At 28.7% G+C, this 21,510-nt stretch carries 23 protein-coding genes; 19 read left to right on the top strand and 4 right to left on the bottom strand.

Annotation, left to right across the window (positions count from 1 at the left end; translation table 11 throughout):
- The 10 genes from DMC01_RS13620 to DMC01_RS09560 all read left to right on the top strand — a co-directional run.
- A partial coding sequence (locus DMC01_RS13620) for a hypothetical protein (protein ID WP_185908850.1) occupies positions 1–1,837 on the top strand: 1,837 nt, incomplete at its 5' end.
- Positions 1,838–1,840: 3 nt separating this feature from the next.
- Entirely contained in the window at positions 1,841–2,215 is a 375-nt protein-coding gene (locus DMC01_RS09600) for a DUF1353 domain-containing protein (protein ID WP_142694014.1), read from the top strand.
- Positions 2,216–2,729: 514 nt separating this feature from the next.
- Positions 2,730–3,071, top strand: a complete 342-nt coding sequence (locus DMC01_RS09595) for a hypothetical protein (protein ID WP_142694013.1) — start codon at positions 2,730–2,732, stop codon at positions 3,069–3,071.
- Positions 3,061–3,285 carry a hypothetical protein gene (locus DMC01_RS09590; RefSeq protein ID WP_142694012.1) on the top strand — a complete coding sequence of 75 codons (225 nt, stop codon included), beginning with the start codon at positions 3,061–3,063 and terminating at the stop codon, positions 3,283–3,285. Before DMC01_RS09595 ends, DMC01_RS09590 begins: the two co-directional genes overlap by 11 nt.
- 11 nt (positions 3,286–3,296) lie before the next feature.
- On the top strand, positions 3,297–4,289 hold the full coding sequence (locus DMC01_RS09585) for a hypothetical protein (protein ID WP_142694011.1): 993 nt from the start codon (positions 3,297–3,299) through the stop codon (positions 4,287–4,289).
- 3 nt (positions 4,290–4,292) lie between these two features.
- Positions 4,293–4,895, top strand: coding sequence for a hypothetical protein (locus DMC01_RS09580; RefSeq protein WP_142694010.1), 603 nt, complete (start codon positions 4,293–4,295; stop codon positions 4,893–4,895).
- Entirely contained in the window at positions 4,895–5,317 is a 423-nt protein-coding gene (locus DMC01_RS13615; protein ID WP_185908849.1) for a hypothetical protein, read from the top strand. Before DMC01_RS09580 ends, DMC01_RS13615 begins: the two co-directional genes overlap by 1 nt.
- Positions 5,317–6,123 (top strand): hypothetical protein, encoded by an 807-nt coding sequence (locus DMC01_RS09570; protein ID WP_142694008.1) that lies wholly within the window; start codon positions 5,317–5,319, stop codon positions 6,121–6,123. Before DMC01_RS13615 ends, DMC01_RS09570 begins: the two co-directional genes overlap by 1 nt.
- Before the next feature lie 56 nt (positions 6,124–6,179).
- Positions 6,180–6,569: a hypothetical protein gene (locus DMC01_RS09565; RefSeq protein ID WP_142694007.1), complete on the top strand. Its 390-nt coding sequence runs from the start codon at positions 6,180–6,182 to the stop codon at positions 6,567–6,569.
- Positions 6,570–6,580: 11 nt separating this feature from the next.
- Entirely contained in the window at positions 6,581–8,380 is a 1,800-nt protein-coding gene (locus tag DMC01_RS09560) for a portal protein (protein WP_142694006.1), read from the top strand.
- A gap of 292 nt (positions 8,381–8,672) precedes the next feature.
- On the opposite strand, the gene DMC01_RS09555 is transcribed toward DMC01_RS09560, so the two are convergent.
- Complete coding sequence (locus DMC01_RS09555) at positions 8,673–10,253, bottom strand: terminase large subunit domain-containing protein (protein ID WP_142694005.1); 1,581 nt, start codon at positions 10,251–10,253, stop codon at positions 8,673–8,675.
- A 62-nt stretch (positions 10,254–10,315) separates the two neighbouring features.
- Here DMC01_RS09555 and DMC01_RS09550 point away from each other — a divergent pair, with 62 nt between their 5' ends.
- The 9 genes from DMC01_RS09550 to DMC01_RS09505 all read left to right on the top strand — a co-directional run bounded on the left by DMC01_RS09550 (position 10,316) and on the right by DMC01_RS09505 (position 17,760).
- Positions 10,316–10,789 (top strand): DUF5675 family protein, encoded by a 474-nt coding sequence (locus DMC01_RS09550; RefSeq protein ID WP_142694004.1) that lies wholly within the window; start codon positions 10,316–10,318, stop codon positions 10,787–10,789.
- A 115-nt stretch (positions 10,790–10,904) separates the two neighbouring features.
- Positions 10,905–11,213, top strand: a complete 309-nt coding sequence (locus DMC01_RS09545; protein ID WP_142694003.1) for a hypothetical protein — start codon at positions 10,905–10,907, stop codon at positions 11,211–11,213.
- Positions 11,214–11,563: 350 nt separating this feature from the next.
- Positions 11,564–12,172: a hypothetical protein gene (locus DMC01_RS09535; protein ID WP_142694001.1), complete on the top strand. Its 609-nt coding sequence runs from the start codon at positions 11,564–11,566 to the stop codon at positions 12,170–12,172.
- A gap of 21 nt (positions 12,173–12,193) precedes the next feature.
- Complete coding sequence (locus DMC01_RS09530; RefSeq protein ID WP_142694000.1) at positions 12,194–12,793, top strand: Coiled-coil domain-containing protein; 600 nt, start codon at positions 12,194–12,196, stop codon at positions 12,791–12,793.
- A 21-nt stretch (positions 12,794–12,814) separates the two neighbouring features.
- The gene (locus DMC01_RS09525) at positions 12,815–13,999 is read left to right on the top strand and encodes a phage capsid family protein (protein WP_142693999.1); all 1,185 of its coding nucleotides are present in this window, start codon (positions 12,815–12,817) and stop codon (positions 13,997–13,999) included.
- A gap of 12 nt (positions 14,000–14,011) precedes the next feature.
- Positions 14,012–14,374 (top strand): hypothetical protein, encoded by a 363-nt coding sequence (locus tag DMC01_RS09520; RefSeq protein ID WP_142693998.1) that lies wholly within the window; start codon positions 14,012–14,014, stop codon positions 14,372–14,374.
- Positions 14,375–14,422: 48 nt separating this feature from the next.
- Entirely contained in the window at positions 14,423–15,292 is an 870-nt protein-coding gene (locus tag DMC01_RS09515) for a hypothetical protein (protein WP_142693997.1), read from the top strand.
- Between the two features lies 1 nt (position 15,293).
- Positions 15,294–17,084: a hypothetical protein gene (locus DMC01_RS09510; RefSeq protein WP_142693996.1), complete on the top strand. Its 1,791-nt coding sequence runs from the start codon at positions 15,294–15,296 to the stop codon at positions 17,082–17,084.
- Between the two features lie 127 nt (positions 17,085–17,211).
- The gene (locus DMC01_RS09505; protein ID WP_142693995.1) at positions 17,212–17,760 is read left to right on the top strand and encodes a DUF4376 domain-containing protein; all 549 of its coding nucleotides are present in this window, start codon (positions 17,212–17,214) and stop codon (positions 17,758–17,760) included.
- A gap of 959 nt (positions 17,761–18,719) precedes the next feature.
- Here DMC01_RS09505 and DMC01_RS09500 read toward each other — a convergent pair.
- From DMC01_RS09500 to DMC01_RS09490, 3 genes are all read right to left on the bottom strand, one after another.
- The gene (locus DMC01_RS09500; protein WP_142693994.1) at positions 18,720–18,938 is read right to left on the bottom strand and encodes an XRE family transcriptional regulator; all 219 of its coding nucleotides are present in this window, start codon (positions 18,936–18,938) and stop codon (positions 18,720–18,722) included.
- Positions 18,939–19,313: 375 nt separating this feature from the next.
- On the bottom strand, positions 19,314–20,102 hold the full coding sequence (locus DMC01_RS09495) for a phosphoadenosine phosphosulfate reductase domain-containing protein (RefSeq protein WP_142693993.1): 789 nt from the start codon (positions 20,100–20,102) through the stop codon (positions 19,314–19,316).
- A gap of 3 nt (positions 20,103–20,105) precedes the next feature.
- On the bottom strand, positions 20,106–20,726 hold the full coding sequence (locus DMC01_RS09490; protein WP_142693992.1) for a hypothetical protein: 621 nt from the start codon (positions 20,724–20,726) through the stop codon (positions 20,106–20,108).
- Positions 20,727–21,510 lie beyond the last annotated feature (784 nt).

Here is a 21,510-nt window from a genome sequence, read left to right as displayed (position 1 = left end):
AATTGATTCAGAGTATAGTTTAGGGCTTACAACACAAGAACTAGAATTAATAGCTAGAGAAGTCGCACACATTAAAGCCTATGCGGATGTGAGTTGGTATCAAGCAATAGGAAATATTAACCCTTTACAAGCTTTGCTTTTAGTAGCGGCCTTAGTTATATCTTTATTACCCGGAGGCCAGTTTATAGGAACTTATATAGCAAAAGCAACATTAACTAAAGCAGTTGCTTCAGTTATGGCTTTAGTAGCAAGTTTAACAAGTATCGCATATAATGTATATAGTAATACAGTAGAAACAAGAGCTCAAGGCATAGCGGGTGAAGCACAAGGCACAGCAAAAGCAGCGGCGATGAGACGAAGGGCGGCTCAAGAAGCTAGTAATGTTTTAACCCACTTATTGATCTTCGGTGGCTATGAAATATATGCCAACCGTAGCATTTTCTTACAAAATGCACCAGGATCTCAAACTTTTTCTAATTCTTTGGCTTATGATGTATCAAAAGGCTTAAGGGGGGATATTAAACAAGATAAAACAGACGAATTGATACAAAGTCGCACCGGGATGGATAAAGCAGGGGGTAAGGCTTTTCATAATCAAGTAGTAGGAAATTTAGGAATTCCAATACAAGATTTTAATATAAATGAAAAATATTTTATTGATAGCTTAGGCGATCGCTTAACTCAATTTATAGAAAGAATAAATAAGGGTTTTGCTTTATTGTTTGATAATGATTTTGGTATGGCTGAAGGAGCAGGATTTGCATATAGTAGGGTAATAAAAACACAAACAGATCCTATTAAAAAGCAAATTTGTACGCTTGATTTTTTAGAAAAAAACAAAAATTACAACAAAAATTTAAGGCTTGAAATTCCTTTACATATGAATGATTTTACGAAGCCTTTAATAAATAAGCTAAGTAAAGAAGAAGAAAACGCATATTTAGAAGAGCTTTATGAGAAAGGTTTATTAAGACATTTTGATTTATTACCTCAGATCGTAGAAGAAGGAAATATTTACTTCGCATTTGAAACAAAAAATAACAAAAAAGCCCTTTTTGAATATTTAGAAAATCCACCGCTTAGCTTTAAAAATTCTTTATCAAGCAAAAGAAAAAAAGCTTATAAATTATGGTGGAAATTTACAGAATTAAGCAAAATGTTTAAGGCTAATTACTCTTTAAAAGAATTCACATTTACAAAACAAGGCAAAGAAAAAATCTTTAATCTTTCACAAGATGGATTTTATGCTAATAATTTTTTCCCTTGCATAGCTAATTTATACTTAACAAATAATGCAAAATTATTACCTAATTTTGAAAACGAAGAGGATGAGAAAAATTTCAGTGAAGAGGTATTAAATAATCAATTTTCTTTAAGTGTTTTTGAAACTTTTTTAAATGGTTTTTATAAATATGAATTCAAACAAAAATATGAAAAGCCCGGTGCTAAGGTAGAAAGAGAAACAATAGAAAAATTTTTTAATGATTTAAAGCCTTATTTCTTTGATACAAAAAACTTTATAAAGTATTTTGTAAAAGAAGTAAACACACAAGATAAAAACGAGATGAAAGAAGCAAGGAAACAAGAAGGATTTTATAATTTATCTACTGTGAATAGTAAAATTTATATTCTTTTTAGTGCAAATATAGCGCCTTTACCTTTTGAAAAAGGAATTTATATAAATGAGCCTAAAACTCTTTATTTTTTAAAAGATTATAAAAAAAAGATTTTTGAAAAACTTGAAATAGAACATTTTTTTATAAAGCTAAGTGATGCGCATTTTAAACTTCTTACTCAAGACATAGCAAAATTTAAGCCTAAACACACAAAAGGATAAAGAATGAGTTTTAATAAGGATTATGTAGATATAAGGCTTTTTAGATATGATAAATTAGATCAAGTTGAATTAATCGAAAATTTAGAATATCAACACAAAGAAAATATTAATTTCATTATACCTAAAGGCTTTAAAACTGATTTAGCCTCTATCCCTCGTCTTTTTTGGTCTATAGTAGCACCGATCGGAAAACATAGCTTAGCAGCTATTTTGCATGATTTTTTATATAGCGAAGGTTTTAAGTTAGGTATATCACGTAAAGAAGCGGATCAAATTTTTTATGAAGCTATGTTAAAATCACACGTTGTAAAGACAACCGCTTTTACTTTATGGTTTTTTGTACGAGTTTTTGGAAAAAGATTTTATAAGAAGGCTTGAATTTAAAAGCTTGAATTTTTTAACTTTTATTTAAAACAAAAAAAATATAAAAAAGTTTTCTTTAAAATTTTAAAATTCGCAAGGAGCTAAACAAAAATTCACATAAACAATTTAAAAAAAACTTGAATAAAATCAAAATTCAAAAATCAATTTTTAATCCTTTTTTTTGTTTTTATTTTTCTTTATACTTTTTTTGCCTTTTTGGTAAAAGGTCTTTTTTTCATTGTAGCCTTTTTAGGCTATTTCCTTTAATGTAGTAAACGAGGTTAAAATTTTTAGCCTCGTTCTTTTATAAGGCTTTTTATGAAACATAAATTAAAATATTATTTCTTTCTTTTTAGATGGTTTTTAATAGGTCGCTATCACTGCGATTTTACACAAATAACAATTACAAAACAAACTTTTTATTTTTTACATAAATTTTTTTGGTCTTTTATAATTTTTAGTGTAGTTTTAAGTTTTAGTGCTATTTTAGATTTTTTTTGTCAATTTTAAAGGAAAAAAAAAAAAAAATATGTTTAGTGAAATTTACATTTTAGAGTTTTTGCCACTTTTGATTTTAGGGCTTTTTTGTGGAATTGTTAGATTCGCAAGGAGTGAAAATGAACTTTTAAATGACGACACACAAAACGAAAACAAGATAAAAAAAACTAGAATTTACCGTGCTGTAGACGTTGTATTAACAAGTAGTTTTTTAGCTTTTATAAGTTTTGCATGTTTAGGTTTTTTTACTGAATTAACTTATGTTTTTAAAGTAGGTATAAGTTCGGCCATCGCACTTTTTGGAATTGATAAAGTGCTTGATATAGTGCAAAGAATTATATCATTAAAGCAAGGAAAAAAAGATGATATGTAAAGAAAAACAAAAGCAAGGATTTTTAAAGCATTTTTTGTATTTTATGTTAGTTTTAAATTCGGTTTTAACAGCGGCAGTTATTAATAATTATTTTGAAATACACGCTTTAAAAGAAATAATTGTAAACAAAACAAACATTAAAGAAGGAAATATAAGCGATATCGTAGATGAAATAATATCTTATGAAAAAAAAGGACAAATTCCCTTATATTAAAAGGATAAAAAATGTTACAAAATGATTTAATTACAAGTGCTACAGTTGCAACACAAGATGACAAAGACACAAATTCAAGCAAAGATTTAAGTGCTTTTGTTTTACCTTCTGTTAGATCGCAAGATTTTGATGTAAGAAAAGCAAAAGAACAGCTAGAATTAGCAAAACAGCAAAAAGAAGAACAAGAAAAAGAAGCTAACGAACCGTCGACTTATTTTAAAAGTACGCAAAACAAATATTTAGACGATAAGCTAAAACAAGGCACCCTAACAGGGATGGACATTTACGTAGCAAGGAAATATTTAGGGCTTAATTTACAAGAATTCGGCGATCAAGTAAAGCCAGATCAAAACATTAACTTACAAGCAAAGATTAAAAATTTAGGTTTAACAGGTCTTAATGATAGGTTAAAAGAAGGCGCTAATAATCAAGATCTCTTTGATCGAGCTATTCAAGGAAGCGAAGGAAATTTAGGGGTAGGCAGTGCAATTGAAAGGGGTTTAAACAAAATTACTGGAGGCTTTAAAGAGTTAGACAAGGGGGAAAACGAATGGCTACAAACACATAGAGAAGCAGGATATGCACTTGCAAAAAGTAGAAACAGCGGCCGCCTTACTAACCAAACAATAGAACAAGCACAAGATGATCTAGCCTTAGGTTTAAGGGGTGAACAAGCAGTGATGGAAAAATACCTTGCAGCTAAAAAAACAGGTTTAGCAGCATGGGGGCGTGATATACAAAACGCGCTAGATCATAACTTGCCTATTGATCCAGAAGTTTTGCAAAAGTATGAAAAAAGCGTTGATTCGGTAGCTTATATTGAAGACAAACTAAAAAAAGGTAAATGGGGTAAAAGTGAGTATAAAGAATATGCTAATAAATATGGTAAAAATTACACACAAGAAGCAAAAGATTTAAACACAGCAAAACAAGGCTTTAATGATAGTCCTTATTCTAGCTATATACACAATTTTAGAAAACTTGAAAAAAACACAAAAGGTTAAGTTTTGTTAGTAAGTGATATTTTAGCAAATTTAAGAGCTAGATTGGGGGATGAGAACAACGAACTAGTAAATTTTAGTGATAGTTTTTTGATTGATTTAATTTACATACATCAAAACAAGATTTTAAGCGAATTTGAATGTAATATTTTCTCTTTTGAAACATATCTTAATAACGAAGACACTATAAATTTACACTTTGAAATTGTAAAGTTAATCACTGCTTTTTTAAATAATAAGCCTTTAAATTTAGTTTCTTACGGATCAGCGATCCGAAAAATGCCTACAAGTGAATTATTTTTTTATGAATTAAACAATAAACAATATGCTTTTTCACACAAAATAAGTGGGCATTTCAAGCTTTACGGTGTTAAAAAGGCAATTATAATAAGCAAAGAAGATGAATTAGTTTTAGATGATATGTTTAGTAATTTACTTGTTTATAGTGTTTTGTTAGATAGCTTTAAAACGAAAATCACACCAGATAATAGCCAGAGAATACATTTTTTTAGTGATATTGTAAAACAAGAAAAAAAGGAAATTGCAGCCTTACTTAATAGAAAGAGAGGCAAACAAGTCTTCAAAAGTGATTTTATAGGTATGATATAATGAAAAGACAAGTAAAAGCAGCTAAAAGCTACGAATTAGTTTTAAAAGATAGGTTAGGAAATACAATATCAAACCCTTTTTTTCTACAAGCAGGCTTAAATGAGCTTGAAACAAATTTAAAAAAAGAATATTATCAAAGTAGCGAAAACGAAAAATTTTTTATTTACGAAGGAATAGGTATTTTAGATTTAGAAAAAGACTGCATACAAGAATTTGATTTTGAAAGATTAAATTTTTACTTCTTAAATTATTTTTTAGGAAAAAATAAACACCATAAAAGCGCGGATGAGAATGACAAAAAAATTATAAATAATTTTCTTTCTTTGCTTGAATTTAATTTAAAAAATCCTACGAAATACATTAAGCCTTTTTATTATGAAAGAATAGAAAAAAAGCTTTTTGATGAAAACAAGGATAAATAATGATAAAAGAAAGTTTTTTGCAAAATATAGCCTTACTTGAAAAAGCTTTTTTTGAAAGTAAAACATTTGAATTTTTAAAAAGTAGCGGAATTGATAAAGACGCTTTAGCACAAATTAGTACCGAAATTTTAAAACAAGCCTTACAAGGCGCTTTATCTTTTGAAGAGATGACATATAAAGCTAAGGCTTCAGCACTTGAAATTGATAAAATGCGTAACGAGATGGAATTAAGCATTAAAAACGCAAAAATGCAAATAAAACAAATTCAAGCTGAAGCAGTGAAGAGTCTTATACAAGCAGCCGCTATTATAAGAAGTGTTAGCGATAATGCAGCTATTAACAAGGCTAATGCTTATGTTTCTTTTTTAAACACGGTGGGTAATGCAAGTGAACAAGCAGCTATAAAACAGCATGCAGTTAATGTTATAAATACAATTTCTTTAATAAATGATGCCAAGATGACAGATTTTGATCATATTTTGCCTAAGCTTATAAGTGAAGAAGACGCGGATTTTGGATCTAAAAGTGTTTTAATACACACAACAAAAAGCATAATTACCTTAAATGAAGACTTAGAAATAAAGGGAATTTCAACTTATGGAGAAAGTGAATGCTATTTTAGCGTAAATGATAAAATTACAGTTAGAAATTCAAAGAATTTTATTTTCAATTCAAGTGAAGAAGGACAGTTTAAAATCTCTTTTGTAGTACAAAAGAGTAAAACGCAAACTGTGCAAGATAGTTTAATTTTAAAGGTAGAAAAAGGAAAACTAAACGAAAACAAGGCTTTTTTTAAAAAGCTTTAATCCTTTTTATTTAAAAGCCTTTAAGTTAAAATATATTTCAAAAAAAAGGATAAAAGATGTCAAATGTTTTAAAAAAATCTTTCACTGAACGGTGGAATGAAGCGGATGGCTTTTTTGGTAAATTTGATGCAGTTATGGGATCGGATGCTTTAAGTGGTAGTTTGGGTATCATAGGAAGCGGTTTACAAATTTACAACTCGATCGAAGGTGTAAAGAATTCAAAAAAAGCCTTAAATATGCAAAAAGAAGCCTTAGATTTACAAAAACAACAATTAGCGATCGAAAATGATCGCTACAACAAAAGAGAAAACGAAAGAATAGAAGCAAATAATACAATAAATTCAAGTGCGAACGCTTACAAACTGCAAGAAAACGAAAAAAAAGACAAAACACCACAAATACAAGCACTTGAAACTCAAGAATTATTACCTACCGAACGAATTTAAAAAGGCTTTTTGTGAAAAATTTCATTGAATTACAAGAACTTTATAAGGCGGATTTTGAAAGTAACAAAAGCAGCTTAAAAGAGTATGAAGAGGCTAAGAGATATTATCACGGATCACAATTACAAGATGATATTATAGCATTAATGAAAGCGCGTGGCCAAGTGCCTTTAATTGAAAATGACTATAAAATGGTAATTGATAAAATATTAGGTTATAGAAGCGACAGTATACAAGAAATTAAGGTAAGCGGTAGACAAGAAGAAGACAAGGTATTAGCTACCCTTTTGAATGATTTATTAAAGGTTTTTTCACAAAGTGATTTTTTTGATAGTGAAATTATGAAAAGAGACAAAGAGTTAATTTTTGGGATGGCAGTTATTCAAATTTGGATAAAACAAGATGAAAATAAAGATTTTCATATAAGCTTACAAAGTATACCTAGTAGTAGCTTTTTAATTGATAAATTTTCAATTGAAAAAAATGCAAGTGATGCGAGGCGTTTTCATAAACATATAAATTTAAATAAAGACGAAGCAAAAGCACTTTTTAAAAAAGAAGTTTATTCAAATTCTAATGAAAGTTTTGATAATAGAATTAATTTAATTGAAAGTTGGATTGAAGAGTATACAGAGCTTGAAAACGAAGAAGGCCAAAAAGTAAATAAACTTTGTTTTAACCGTTATATATGGAATGATGAAAATCAAATTTTAAGCTATGAAAAAAGCCCTTTTAAAACAAATTCACACCCTTTTATAGTACAAAAATATCAAGTAGATGAAAAGCTAAAATGGTACGGTCTTTTTAGAAACATAAAGCCCTTACAAGATTATATAAATTTAGCGGAAAATCGAATGATGAATATGATGAGCAGTACGAAGGCATTTTTTGAAGAAAGCGCGGTTTTGGATATTGAAGAATTTATTGAAAATGCTAGTTTTGATAATGCTATTGTTAGAGTGGCGGATGGTGCTTTAAGAGAAAATAAAATTCAATTCATACAACATAACCAACAAATAGCCGCTTTATCTAGTAAAGTAAATGAAAAAAGAAATTTAATAAAGATTTTAAGCGGTTTAAATGACGAGGCTTTAGGTATAGCAAGTAATAGGCAAAGCGGGATCGCTATTGCGCAAAGAAGAGAAACAGGCCTCATGGGCTTAAATGAATATATTAAAAATATTGATGAAATGGATAAGGCAATTTTTCAAAAGGCTTTAAATTATATTATGCACTATTTCACAAAAAAACAAATTTTTAAAATAGTTGATAAAAAGATAGGGGATCGTTACTTCGCTATAAATGATCCGCAAAATGAAGAAAGTAAAATAAGAATAGGTAAATTTGATTTAATCTACAAAACACAGCTTAAAATACAAGGAAGAGAAGAAAGATTCGCACATTGGAGTGAGATGTTAAAAAGTATTTCACAAATTAGGCCGGATATAATACCCGATCTTTTGCCTATTATGCTAAAGGATACCGATTCGCCTGTAGTTGAGGATATAGAGGAGGCTTTAGCAAATGCAGCGCAAAGACAAGAAGAAGAGGCAAAAGCACAGCAACAAGCAGCAGCAGCAATGCAAGATTTAGAAAAACTACAGCAAGATTTAGGTATTATGCAGATTCAAGCACAAATTAAAGAATTACAAGCAAAAGCCTTAAAGTATGAAGCACAAGCGAATGCGGCGCAAAGTGTAGTAAACGCAAATAAAAAATTAGAAGAAGCGGTCGACAGTAACAAAGACAATTCACAAGACAAAGACAAGCTAAAAACGCAAAACTTGCAAGTTAAAGGAATTGATCTAAGATGATCGAAATTAGCTTTTTTATAGCTTTTTTTTGCTTAATAATTAGCAATATTTTAAGTCTTTTAAAACTTTCAAAGTTAAACAAAAAAATAAGAGAGCTTGAAAGAAATTTAAAAATTCAAAATAAGCTTTAAAAAATTTCTTTTAAATTTTAAAATTCACAACACAAAAAACAAAAAAATCTAAAAAACTTTTTTAAAATTTGAAATATCACTTTTAACAAATTCAAAAAACTTAAAATCACTTCTTTTTAAAAGTTAAAATTTCAAAAAGCCTTTTTAAAAAATTCAAAAACTCAGATCCTCCATGATGTAGTAAAAACATTTAAATTTGTTTTCTTTCTTGTATTTTGAATTTCTTTGTTTTGTGAATTTGAATTAGGGGCGTAAACTTCACTTGAATTCACACAACTAGCAAGGGCATCTATACAGTCATCTTGTCTAAAAGGTTTTTCCGGGTTAAAGGCTAGTAATTCTTTTTTAATTTGATTTAAACCGTTCGCATTTTGTAAAAAACATAAAAAGCCGCTGTTGTAGTAAGGCTTTAAAGCCTTGATTTTTTCTACTTTTGAGATTTTGCGACTTGCTGTATAAGTTTTGATAGTGTTTGAAATGAGGGCTTTTCTTTCTTGTTTTAAACGGTCATTGACTAAAATCAATTTTTTTTCTAAAAGCCTGTTTAAAACAAGTCCCCCCCCATCACTTTCAATAAATACTTTTGCTTTTGGGTATTTTATCATCATTTCAGCGATATTTTCAGTCATTTTTTCTTCATCAAAAATGCCATAAATGCAATCTTTCACAACAAAACGGCTTAAATTTTCTTTTGTTTTTTCAACTCCCACACACACAATAGCTCTATTATCAGCCTTTACATTCAAAGAAGTAGCATTATCAATGAAAATATACTCATTTTGAATGCCTTGCTCATAACTTGCAATGATTTTAAAATTCACAGCTTCAAAAAAGCCTGCTTCGGTAGCTTGGGGTATTTGTTGATACTGACTAGAAAACTCGTCATCTCCCATCTGCTTTTTCAAAAAGTCTAATTGTTCTTTATTGTGTCTTTGAAAAAAAAGCGGCTCATTTTCTTTACGAAAATAAGAAAAATCTAAAATTTGATAATTTTTAGCTTCTTTGTTTAAACTTTCTAGTGAAATTTGATACCACTGCTTGATTATGTTTTCTTCGTAGTTTTTAGGGTTTAACAAAAAGCCGCATAAGTCTTCATAACCTAGTCTTTGCATTAAAATCGTAATGTTTGAAAAATTATCTTGTAAACGACTTAAAACACTTTCTTTGAAGTTATTATTTACGCGATCTCTTTCAACTCTTGAACTCATATCACTAACTTTTATTGGGTCGTCAATCAAAATGGAATGCGCGTGAAAACCTGTGATTGCACTTTTTAAGGTCGTTACAAAAAGTCCGCCACCTTCTTTTAAGACAAATTCACCGCTGTTATCTTGTAAAAATACCGCTTTTTCATTAAAAATTTGAGTGTAAAATTCGCTTTTCATCAAGTCCCTTACTTGATTAGAAATTTTGCGGCATAGCTCGTCTGAATAAGAAATATAAATGAATTTTCTTGTTTTATCTCGTCCTAAAGCCCACGCGATAAATGTTCTTGCAATAACTTCAGTTTTGCCATAAGATGGAGGCATATTTAACATTAAACGCGTAATTAAAGGCGCATTGTAAGAATTAGCATAATCTTTTAAAGTTAAGGATAAAATCTTGCAAATATAATCAAAATGCCAATTATCCATAAAATATTGTTTGTTGTATCTTTGCCATTTAAGCAAAAGAAAAGTTTTTAAATCTCTTTTTGCTAATTCTCTTATAGCAAATTCTTTTTTAGCTTCTTTTAAATTCAATCTTTAATCCTTTTTTTGCTTTATATTTTAAATTAAAATTAGAGAAAAAAAAAGGATTAACTATGTTAATACAAGTAATTAGAAAATGGCAAAACGAAAAAGCTACAACCGGAGTAATTTCAGTATTTAATGAAAAAGATGAAAGAGTATTTAAAAGCTATATTTTGGAAAATCCTAAAATAGGCAGTGCAAGGGGTCAAGATCTAGCGATCCCTTTTGGTATTTATGAAATAGACAGATATTACAGCCCTAAATTTAACCCTATACTTGATCGAATTTTAAATTATAAAGGTCAAAAAATGATGAGGCTATCAAATGAGGCTTTAAATGTACCTAAAAGTGCATATGTTTTGATACATTGGGGTAATGATGAAACTCACACTTTGGGATGTCCTCTTTTGGGATATGCTATAAATGAAGAAAAGACAAAAATTTCAAACAGCCGCGCCGCTTGTAAAGACTTTTACAATCTTTTTAAAGGCAATGATATGAAAAATGTTAAATATGAAATAATTGATATGATAGGCAAGGCTTAAAATTTACAAAGTGTTAAAATGAAAAAAGATTTATTGAAATTCACTCTTTTTTTTCTTGTCTGTGAATTTATTTTGTTTTTTATTGTTTTGTTAATGATTTTTTAAAGGATAAAAAATGCTAAAAATTTATTTCATTTTTGCTTTTATTCTCTCTTTGTTTTTAACTTATACTTTATATTTAAAAAATGAAAATTCAAAGTTACAAAGTGAATTAAGTTTAAGTATAAATGCTAATAAAGAATTAAATGCTACTTTAAGTAAGGTAATTCAAAGAAGCGAATTAGAAAAAGAAATTTTAGAACAAAAACACAAAGAAGATCTAAAAATTCTACAAAAGACAAAGGATGCTTTAAATTATGTTAAGAATAGCAAAGATACTAATTCCACTCGTTTATTTAATGATAGCATTAAACTCATGCGCTAAAAGTTCTTTAATTGTAAAAAGTGAATATGTAAAAGAAAAAATACCTAATGAGCTTTTAGAAATTAAAGAATTTCAGTTAAAAGAAGTTAAAAACGAACAAGAAATTATAACTGAATTTATAAGCCTTTATTCTTTTTATAAGGATTTAAAAAATAAGCTTGAAAAAATTAAGGCTTTACAATTTTGCGAAAATAAATTATGTTTTGAAAACATAATGAAAGAGTAAAATTTAAGGGACTTTTAAAATATTTTTAAAAAAACACTTCTTATTACAAAAATATTTTTTAACCCTTTTTTTGAATTTTAATTTTCATTAAACTTTGCTAATTTTTTAAAAAGGAAATTTTAAAATGTATATTTTAGAAGAAAAAGAACAAAATGAAAATGCTTTAAAAGATGAAAAAGAAATTTCAAGTAATGAAGAAGAAAATGAAAACAGCAAAGAGTTAGAGAAAGAAAATTCAAAAAGTGAAGAATTACAAGAAGAAAGAAATTTTTTAAATGAAGAAGTAGAAAAAAACACAAGAGAAGAAATTTCACTTAATGAAAATGTAAAAAATGAAAGTGAAGAAAAACAAAAGGCAAAAATCGAAACAAAGACGAAATATACAAGTGAAGAAATCAATCAAAAGGTAAAAAATGCTTTAGATAATGATTTTTTTATAGAACAAGTAAAATCTACTCTTTTATGTGTTTATGAAATAAGCGAACTTTTAAAAGATCTACATAAGGATCATAATTTCGAAATTGAAAAACTAAGTGTGCAAATTGAAAGTAAAAAACAAGAATTACAAGAAATTATTTTAATGTTTAAAGAACACGAAAACAATTTAATTGAAATTAATGATTTAATTGATTTTTTTGATTCTCAAATTAAAAGCAGTTTAGAAAAACACAAAGAAGAATTAAACAATTTCAAAGATGAAATCTTACAAGAATTAAGACAAGAACAAATTTAAATTTTAAAAAAGGGGGTAAAAATGGATCAAAATATTAATCCTTTTGATACTAAAAACGAAGAGGTGGAACTTCTAGCTATTGAAAAAGAACTTTCACAAGCTAGAGAGAGCCTAGAGAGTGATTTTGCTAAATACTGTGTGCAAAAAACTGATGAAAATTTACAAGAACTTTTTTTCGAAAAGCCTGAAGAGTTTTACAAAAAAATCTTACAAATGCAAAATGAATTCTTAGAGTCTAACATAAGCCCTAAGGTTGCACAAAGAGATAAATTAAGAAGTGATATACAAACAAAACAAACTCAAGGCAATATCGATCAAGCAGCTCAAGCCTTTTTACAAGCACATCCAGAAGCAGATTTAGATGCTATGATGAAATTTTACAGTGAGGAGCTACCTAGCAAGTATCAAAGAGAATTAGATTCTTTGCCTCCTGATCAATTCTTTGAAGAGCTTTATAAAATTTATCAAAGTATTTATGAAGGACAGCAAGGACAGCAAGGACAGCAAGGACAGCAAGGACAGCAAGGAGATGAGAACTTGCCTCAACAAATTGACGGTATACCGTCGCAAGTAGGTTCACAAGGTAATAAGAACTTTGATTTACCTTTTGAAAGAATTTAAATTTTTAAATAGGAGTTTAAAATGTCTTTAACAAATCTTAATCAAATTAATTTAGGTGGATGGCGCGGTGATCCTAATGTAACAGTGCATATTTCGCGCGAAATAGAGAAAGCAAGTTGGGAAGAAAGTAAGTTTTTGCCTCTTTTGGGAAGTGGTGAAAATAGGGGCATAAAAGCAGTTAAGGCCGAAAAATCACAGCCTATAAGTCCACGCTTAAAAACAGCTTTACAAGGAAGAGGGGTGATAGGAAATGCGAATTTAGATACAAATTTAGATAAACTTGAAATACTTTCTCAAGTGGTGTATCCTCGCTTGGTAGCTAATGCCACTGAAAGCGAAGTTAAGCAATATCAAGCTATAAAAGAAATTGATTTTTTGAAAGAGTCGATCGACAGTCTAACCACTTGGATAGAAGAAAAGCGGGATCGCTTTTTGTTTGCAGCTTTATCAAATGATATTACAAATTGTGTAATTTGTGATAAAGAAAAAGGCTTTAAAGATACAAGCAAAGAAGAAACAGTAAGTAAAGCAGCTAAAAAAGTGCAAGTTGATGATACAATGAGTGTTAAAGCTATACAAAGGGCTATTTTGATGGCTAAAACAGGGCAAAAATTCAATGGTAAACCCGCTTTTCCCATTAAGCCTATAAAATCAACAAAAACACAAGAAGGAGGCCTAAATCTTTCTTATCACTCTTATGTTATTTTGCTTGATAGTTATCAAATACAACAGCTAAGAAGTGATCCAGAATGGAAAGAGATGCAAGATAAAAGCCCTAGAGACGAAACACACCGCATTTTTACAGGCCTAGCTGGTATGATAGATGGATGCCCTATTATTGATATGGGTACATGGTCTACTTTAAGCCCGGGAATGATAAATTCAACTGTTAGCGATAGCGAATTTGTTGACAATATCAACCCAGAAAATTTCAAAACAATTACACCCCCATCCGCTTATGCTTCAGACAAAATGCCTTTATCAATAGGCTATTTAATAGGTGCTAGCGCTTTGATTATGGCCGGAGATTCGAAGGTTAATTTTTACATTAATGAAGCGGCGGATATGGGACGTAAAATTCAATGCGGCGTTGATCGCTTGATGGCAATAGCAAAAGGACGCTTTGAATCACACGCAGATGGCTTTTTAAGTCCCTATGCTAATACTGATTATGCAGTTATAGGCATATTTTCAAGTTTACAATAAAAAGGAGTTAAGATGGCACAACAAAGAGTAAAATTCATCTCTTATTTAACAAAAAGAGAAATTGAATTACAGGATCTAAAAGATCAAAGTTACGAAGCGGTAGTTTTGCCAAGTGGGGCGGAGATTTTAAGCGTGAATGTCGAGGTTTTAGAGGGTGCAAAAATAGGATCCACTTTAAATATAGGTTTAAAAGATGATGAAAAGTTTTTTTCTGAGCTTTTAGACATAACACAAAAAACAAACTATGCTTCAAGCAAGATCACAGCTACAAAGAAACAAGAAATAATCACTCTAAAACTTAACCAAGAAACAAGCGGCGTTATAGTTTTAAGGGTGCTTTACTTCTTACCTAGTGAAATTATGGCCGAATTTTAAGAGTGTTTAGCACTCTTAAAAGGCTTTTTTCAAAAAAAAGGATTAAACTTGCTTTTAACTCAAAAATTACAAGAACTTAATGAAATTTCAAACTCTTTTAAAGAGAATTTAGAAAATAGCAAAAAGCTAATTAATGAAAATATTTCTTTGTCAGTTGAAAAAGAAGTAAACGAAAAAAAAGAAGTATTACAAGATGAGCTAAAAGCTTTTTTTGAAAATTTCATTAATGAAAAAGTGCAAAAAGAAGTGAAACAAGGTTTAAATGAAAAAGATTTAAAGCCTTTTTTGAAAGAGTATTTAAAAAATAATTCTTCTTTGCTTTTAATGCTACAAAATGCAATTAATGCCTTTTTAAGAGACAATAAACAAGAATTCAAAGAGAAGGCAAAAGAACAAATTCAAGCCTTAGATATAAGCGAATTTACACAAGAAGCAAAAGATTATATTAAAGAAACAGTTAAAAACTTTGATAAATTTTACTTTGATTCATGCTTAGAAATTAGCAAGGATAACGAAGGAAAATTAAAAGAGTTTTTAGAAGAACACAAAGAAGAGATTTTAAGTAAAAGCGATCTTAGCTTTTTGAAAACTGAATTTTTAGAAAATAAACATTTTCAAAAAGAACTAACAAACACTTTAAATTCACTTTTAAATAACCACTTTAAAAGTGAAAAATTTGATTTATCTTTATATGAAAAGACTTCTTTATTAGTACAAGAAAGAGTAAATTTTCACTTCTCAACAAGTGAGGTTAAAAAAATGCGTTTTCAAAATGCTTTATCTTGTTTAGCAATTTGCTTACAAAATGAAATCACTTCAATTTCAAATGCTTTAAAGAATTTGAAAGAGTTAGATTATTACGAGACAAAGTTACAAAATAGACAAGAAAAGATTAATAACATTTATGAGGTAAGATAAAATGAGCGAAAAAATATATTTAAGCAATAAGGCCTTTTTAAATAAGCTAATTTCATACTTGCTACAAACAAGATTTAATTACAGTTTATCAAGCCTAGATAAAAATGAGCTAGTGGCTTTAAGTGAGAAACTTATTAAAGATGAACACAGCCTCACAAGAGAAGAAAAAGAGAAGTTAAAAAATGAGCTTGATTTTTTAATTTCACAAAAGGATTTTTTAAGAGATTTAACACAATTTGCAAGGAAAGAACAATTAGAAAATTTCTACACAAAAGAAGAGGCTAATGAAAAATTCAACACAAAAGCAAATGAGCTTTTAAACGAGTTTAAAAATAACGATTTACAAGCTTTAAAAGAAGAATTAAAAAATAATGAAGTTTTGCTAGAAAAAATTCAAGCGCTTGAAACTTCTTTGAATTCTTTGAGTGAAAATTTCTACACAAAAGAAGAGGCCAACGAAAAGTATTTTACAAAAGAAAACACATATTCAAAAGAAGAGGCAGATGAAAAATTTAGCGAAAAAGAAACAAGTTATTTAAAAGATGAAACATACAACAAAGAAGAAATCGAAAACAAAATCAAAACAAAGACTCAAGAAACAGCAAGTGAGATTTTAAAAAGCGTAAATGTGAATTTTGATCCTAATGAAGTGCAGATGGGAATTGAAATAAGTTTACACAGCCTCATATCGAATAATACCCCAGCACAAAATATAATATCCCCTTTCTTAGACGCAAAAGGTGCAAGCAGAGATCAAATTTTAAAAGAGTTTTTAGGGGTTTATCCAGTAGTTTTACAAGCAGATGGAAGCGAGTATAAAAAGCTTGATCCGAATGATTATGAAAAATTTGAAGACGGGTCGGATGCGAGAAATTACATAACAAGTCCGGGTTATAATGTAATGATAGCACAGCCCTTGCGTGGAATAAAGCTACAAAGAATTAACGATACAACGGCCCAGCTTATATTTACAACAAGTCTTAACAAAGAAGGCTTTTCATATAAGGCTTTTCAACATGCTGCAAGAACACCAAGAAAAATTTACATAGGAGCTTATGAAGCTAGTGAGTTCGCAGGCAAATTATACTCTTTAAGTAATCAAAATGTAAAGGTAAATACTACTTTAACCCAATTTGTCAGGATGGCAAGGGCTACATATGTAAACTATGGAAATTTCTTAATTTCTTTTCATCAAAGAAGCTATTTGCAGGCGTGTTTTTTGCTAACTTACCAAGATATAGACAGCCAAAGAGTAATAGGTAAAGGACTTGTTAGCATGAGCGGTGCTTCAAAAACAGGGCTTAGCAATAAATATGGTTTACATAGTGAGATTATAAAACAAACTAACCCCTCATTTATGACGGATGGTAAACACGCAGTAAAGGCTTTAGGATATGAAAATTTATGGGGTAATGTTTGGGAAAATTGTCAAGGTTTTTTATTACAAAACGGTCAGATTTTCACAAGCACTTGCGCAGCTGGTACATATGATCCTAATTTTATGCATTACACTTACAAGGGACAGGCGCTTAATCAAAATATAGGTGGACAAAATATAGCCAATGTTGCATGGGATAATGATTTATTCTTTTATCCTACAAGGATAGCCGGACAAGTAGGGGTAAACGGTTTTAGGGATGCGTTTTGGCAAAGCTTAAATGTAAATGCGGGGTATATCTCGGGGGGTGCTTGGACAGATAATACACGAGCGGGCATTTTTGAAACAGCTACTAATGCAAATATAGAAAGAATAGGAAACAGCATAGGCACAAGGATAGTGAGAATGTTTTAAACTTTTTTAAACTTTTTAATTTAAATAAAAATATATGAATTTCTTTAAAAAGCTTTTTGAATTTAATTTCAAGTAAAAATGAAAGAGTAGCAAAAGGCTAAAACAAAAACACAAAAAAGGATAAAAAATGAATTATTACAAGATAGAAGGTGTTGACTTCGTAGATATGCACGATGGAAATTTTGAATTAGTAGATACTCAAGATGATCTAGTTTTTGTAAAAAGTAGCAAAAAGCTAAAAGCACCTTTTATAGAAACAAATGAAGAAGAAAAAGAATGGCTAGAAGCTAACGAAAAACTAGCCTTAAATTTACAAGCTCATTATAAGATAGTTGAAATTAACAAAAAATGCGATGAAAGACTAACAAGTTTTACAAGCGACGCTTTAGGTGAAATATACACTTATGATTTAAAACAAGAAGATCAAATAAATTACTTAGGATTAATGTTAGCTAATCAAGATGCATTTATAAGGTGCTATAAGGTAGATGAAGAAGGCCAAATAATAGGCACTAAGGCAAATTTACCTCACACAGCAGCCCAAATTCAAAAGGTTTATGCAGATGGATCAGCTTATAAGATGGCTATGATAAAAAAATGCGGTGTTTTAAAGGCAAGGGTTGATAAAGCAAAAACACATAAAGAGTTAAGAGAAATACAGTGGACAGACGAGTGAAAAGGCTTTTAAAAAGGCTTTTTGAAAATGTAAAATTTCAAGCTTTTATAATTTAACTTTTCTTAAAAGCTTGAATTTAAAAGCCCTTTTGAAACTGCTTTTATCTTTGAATTTAAAGTAGCTTTTTTAAAAAAATACTTTTTTTTTGTTTTCACTTTGTAAAAATTTAAAGCTTGAAAAATCTTTTAAAAATTTCTTACTTTTGAATTTCTACCTTGAAATATCTTTTAACCTCCTTTTAAAAAGCCTTTTTGAAAATTTTTAAAGAAGGCTTTTAAAATTTCTTTTTTTTTAATTTTGCGAATTTGTTTTTTAAATTTATTTAAAACTTTTTTATTTTTTTTTAAAAAAAGTTTTTTTGAAAGTTTTTTATTTCAAAAAAAAGAAAGAGAAATTAATTTTTTGTTTTTAGTGTTTTTAAAGCATTTTAAAGGGGTTTTAAAAGTTAAGTTAATGATTTTGTAAAGAAAAAATAAAGAAGGCTTTTAAAAAGCCTTCTTCACTAACTAAGGAGCGCTAAAAGAAAAGAAAGAAAAAAAATGTTTTGTAAAGAAACAAAACAAGCAATTTTATCTTTTTTGAATTTTTAAAAAAAGGGTTAAAAAAAATCTTTATTTTTCTTTTGAATTTAAAATTTAAAAGCTTGAATTTTAAAATGTTTTTTTGAATTTCTTTTGCAATTCAATTTTTAAAACTTGAAAATAAAAAAAAGTTTGTTTTTGTGAATTTTGTTTTTTTTTTTTTTACAAAGATATTTTTTAAAAATTCGCAAAGAGTTAGACAAAGAAACTTAAAATTTTAAAAAGTAATTTGTTTTTTTAAAAAACTTTTTTAAAGTGTTTATTTCATAAAAAGCGGCTTGACATAGTAAAGGGTAATTCAAGCCGCTTTTTATGAAATTTTGTTAATCTTTTAATAAAACACTGCTTAAATTTTATGATAAAATAAATAAAATTAGCTTATTTTTCTAAATCTTTCATAAGTTTATCATACTTTTTTGCTTTACTTGCCCATTCTAAAACCTTGAAAAAATAGCAAGGCACGGGGTTTTTTTCACCCCACAAATGAACGGCGTTTGAAGTAAAGCCCATTTGTCTTGCAAACTCGCTTTTTGATTTAAAGCCTGCTTGTTTTATATATTTTGAAACGAGTTTAGAAGAAATATTTTCATTTTGCATGTGTTTTGCCCTTAAAACAGGGCTTAAACTCATAAACCCCCGCTTTTGCGGGGCAAGGTTAGTGAGCCTTGACAATTATTACACAAAGGAGTATAATAACTGTGAATATAAGTTGTGATGACATTCAAACTCACCTCAATTCTGGGGCAAGATTTAGCCTCACAGGGTTGCCGCCCTGCTTTGGCTAACCCCACTTAAAATTTTAGCAAAATATACTTAAACACTGCTTAAATTTTATGATAAAATAAATAAAATTAGCTTATTTTTCTAAATCTTTCATAAGTTTATCATACTTTTTTGCTTTACTTGCTTATTCTAAAATTTAATAAGCTTTTAAAAGGCTTGAATTTGTTTTTAAATTTGAAAGAGAAAAAATCATCCTTTACAAAAGCAAGTTTCAAAATAACCAAAGTTTATTTCTTCTATTTCAAACAAAACATTAGCTTTATCTTTAAATTTTGTTTCTAACTCGTTTAAAGTATATTTAAGAAGCCATTTTTGATTTACACAGTTTAGTTCTTTTGCTCTTTGTTCCCACTCTTTCATTAGCTCCCATTCCTTTTTATAGTGTTTAAAAAGCATATAAAAAGATTTTGTACTTTGTTTAGGGCAAAAAAAGCAACCAGTTCTTTCAAAATGATTATAAAGCGGATTCATAATGCCTTTTTCTTCTAAAAAATCATTTACTTCTTTTTCATTCCATCCCCACTCGTACAAAGGATAAACACTCACACCATAGCTTAAATTGCTATTACGACCTTTTTTAACTTCATTGTAAGTATAACCTATCAAAACGCTATTTTTAAATTTGTTAGGACTTTTTGTTTTAACAAATTGTTGGGTAGGTTTAATTTTTGTTTCTCTAGTGCAATAATCACGGCTTAAAATCATAGGTAAGCCCCTTAAGCGCCCTTGTCTTACACCTTTTGTAATAGGGTATTCAAAAGCCCATCGTTCAATCTCTTTACTAGCATCTAGCCTTGTTATTTTTTTATTAAAATGCTTTTGTAAATAGTTATCTAATTTGTCTATATACTCATACATCTCAACAAATTCAAAGCCTGTATCACAAAAAATAATATAATCAAGCGGCTTTTTTAACTCTAACCACTTAATAACCATCGCGGTGCTATCACGTCCACCGCTTAAATTTGCTACAAACATATTTTAGCCTTCTTTTTCATTTTTATCACTTGAATTTATGATAGCCAGAAGTTCGCTACTTGAAAGTTTTGAAAAATCGGTTTTATCATCTATATTTTGCGTTTTTATAGGTTCTTTACCATAAATTAAAATTTGCATATCACTAAAAATTTTAGCCATTTTTTCAGCACTTGCAACAATTAAAGGATTAGCTTCGTTATCTTTTCGTAAAGCGATCATTCTTTTTAACTCGTCTTTTGCTATTAAAGCGGCCATCGTAATATTTTTTTGAATGAAGTTAAGGCTCATTGCTTCAAGCAAGATTTTATCAGTAGTATTTTCAAGCATATTATTTAAAAGCATTTTATTTAAATCATTGTTACCTATGCTATCAATTAACTTTCTTTTAATTTTGTTTGCTGTAGCATTTTGTAAAGAAAAATGTTCTTTTTGCAAAAGTTCATTTTGTACTAATTCCACCTTTACATTTTCTTTATGTTTACCTTTAATCCAGCCTTCTTGTTTGATCCAAAACATAAGCGTTCGGTACTTAATACCAAATTTTAAAGCGATATCTTTCGGTTTTTCATTGTTTAGTTCGTAATAAATTTTAATCTCTTCTTTGTTTTTTTTATCAATAGCCATCTTTAAAAATCCTTTTTTGCATTTTTTATTTAATTTTTGCAAAAAAACAAAAGCAAAAAAAGGGTTAAAAACATAAGAAATAAATAATATTTAAATTAAAAATAAATAATTTTATTTACTTTTAATTAAAATAATTTTAAAATAACACACGAATTTTTAAAAAGATAAAAGAAAATTAACACGCTAACCACACCACACATTCATAAATAAGCTTTTTATACCATCTATCTAAAAAATGTTTTTTATTATGTTTTGAAACATTTTTTACACGCACCCCACAATTTGACAAATTCAACACAAGTCAAGCACCCCCCCCCACTAACATTTTTTATAACCCCCTATATTTACAATATCCACGCACCCCACAAAATAACGCAAATTTTAAATACTTCTTTTATCAATGCTTTATAAAATAAAATGAAAAAGCTTTATTTTGTTAGAAAATTGCAAGGCTTAACACATTTTTCAAAAAGGAAATGAAAAAATGTAAAAATGTAAAAGGCAAAGCAAAAATTTTATAATAAAGGCTCTCTATCTTATTTCTTTATTACAACAAAAAGACAAAAGACAAGGTAAAAATGCAAAATAAACACACGAAAAGGGCTTTAAAAGGGCTTTAAATGCTTTTTTGCAAAAAAAAATGCAAAAAAATGAAATTTTTTGTAAAAAATATGTTATGATTTTGCTAAGTGAAATTTTAGAGTTTTTTTAGAAAAGTAACTTAAAAGGCACAAAAAAAGATAACGAATGGGCTTTTTTATAGTTTTTTTTACTTCTCTTAGAA

The organism is Campylobacter troglodytis, from assembly GCF_006864425.1.
In the GTDB taxonomy this organism is placed as follows: domain Bacteria; phylum Campylobacterota; class Campylobacteria; order Campylobacterales; family Campylobacteraceae; genus Campylobacter_D; species Campylobacter_D troglodytis.
The sequence above is the reverse complement of the archived record's forward strand: the minus strand, read 5'-3'. Positions and strand labels throughout refer to the sequence as shown.

Excerpts from the sequence above, each read along its gene's own strand:
- DMC01_RS09600 (WP_142694014.1), top strand. The coding sequence starts at position 1,841 with ATGAGTTTTAATAAGGATTATGTAGATATAAGGCTTTTTAGATATGAT.
- DMC01_RS09595 (WP_142694013.1), top strand. The coding sequence starts at position 2,730 with ATGTTTAGTGAAATTTACATTTTAGAGTTTTTGCCACTTTTGATTTTA.
- DMC01_RS09590 (WP_142694012.1), top strand. The coding sequence starts at position 3,061 with ATGATATGTAAAGAAAAACAAAAGCAAGGATTTTTAAAGCATTTTTTG.
- DMC01_RS09585 (WP_142694011.1), top strand. The coding sequence starts at position 3,297 with ATGTTACAAAATGATTTAATTACAAGTGCTACAGTTGCAACACAAGAT.
- DMC01_RS13615 (WP_185908849.1), top strand. The coding sequence starts at position 4,895 with ATGAAAAGACAAGTAAAAGCAGCTAAAAGCTACGAATTAGTTTTAAAA.
- DMC01_RS09570 (WP_142694008.1), top strand. The coding sequence starts at position 5,317 with ATGATAAAAGAAAGTTTTTTGCAAAATATAGCCTTACTTGAAAAAGCT.
- DMC01_RS09565 (WP_142694007.1), top strand. The coding sequence starts at position 6,180 with ATGTCAAATGTTTTAAAAAAATCTTTCACTGAACGGTGGAATGAAGCG.
- DMC01_RS09550 (WP_142694004.1), top strand. The coding sequence starts at position 10,316 with ATGTTAATACAAGTAATTAGAAAATGGCAAAACGAAAAAGCTACAACC.
- DMC01_RS09545 (WP_142694003.1), top strand. The coding sequence starts at position 10,905 with ATGCTAAAAATTTATTTCATTTTTGCTTTTATTCTCTCTTTGTTTTTA.
- DMC01_RS09535 (WP_142694001.1), top strand. The coding sequence starts at position 11,564 with ATGTATATTTTAGAAGAAAAAGAACAAAATGAAAATGCTTTAAAAGAT.
- DMC01_RS09530 (WP_142694000.1), top strand. The coding sequence starts at position 12,194 with ATGGATCAAAATATTAATCCTTTTGATACTAAAAACGAAGAGGTGGAA.
- DMC01_RS09525 (WP_142693999.1), top strand. The coding sequence starts at position 12,815 with ATGTCTTTAACAAATCTTAATCAAATTAATTTAGGTGGATGGCGCGGT.
- DMC01_RS09520 (WP_142693998.1), top strand. The coding sequence starts at position 14,012 with ATGGCACAACAAAGAGTAAAATTCATCTCTTATTTAACAAAAAGAGAA.
- DMC01_RS09510 (WP_142693996.1), top strand. The coding sequence starts at position 15,294 with ATGAGCGAAAAAATATATTTAAGCAATAAGGCCTTTTTAAATAAGCTA.
- DMC01_RS09505 (WP_142693995.1), top strand. The coding sequence starts at position 17,212 with ATGAATTATTACAAGATAGAAGGTGTTGACTTCGTAGATATGCACGAT.
- DMC01_RS09500 (WP_142693994.1), bottom strand. The coding sequence starts at position 18,938 with ATGCAAAATGAAAATATTTCTTCTAAACTCGTTTCAAAATATATAAAA.
- DMC01_RS09495 (WP_142693993.1), bottom strand. The coding sequence starts at position 20,102 with ATGTTTGTAGCAAATTTAAGCGGTGGACGTGATAGCACCGCGATGGTT.
- DMC01_RS09490 (WP_142693992.1), bottom strand. The coding sequence starts at position 20,726 with ATGGCTATTGATAAAAAAAACAAAGAAGAGATTAAAATTTATTACGAA.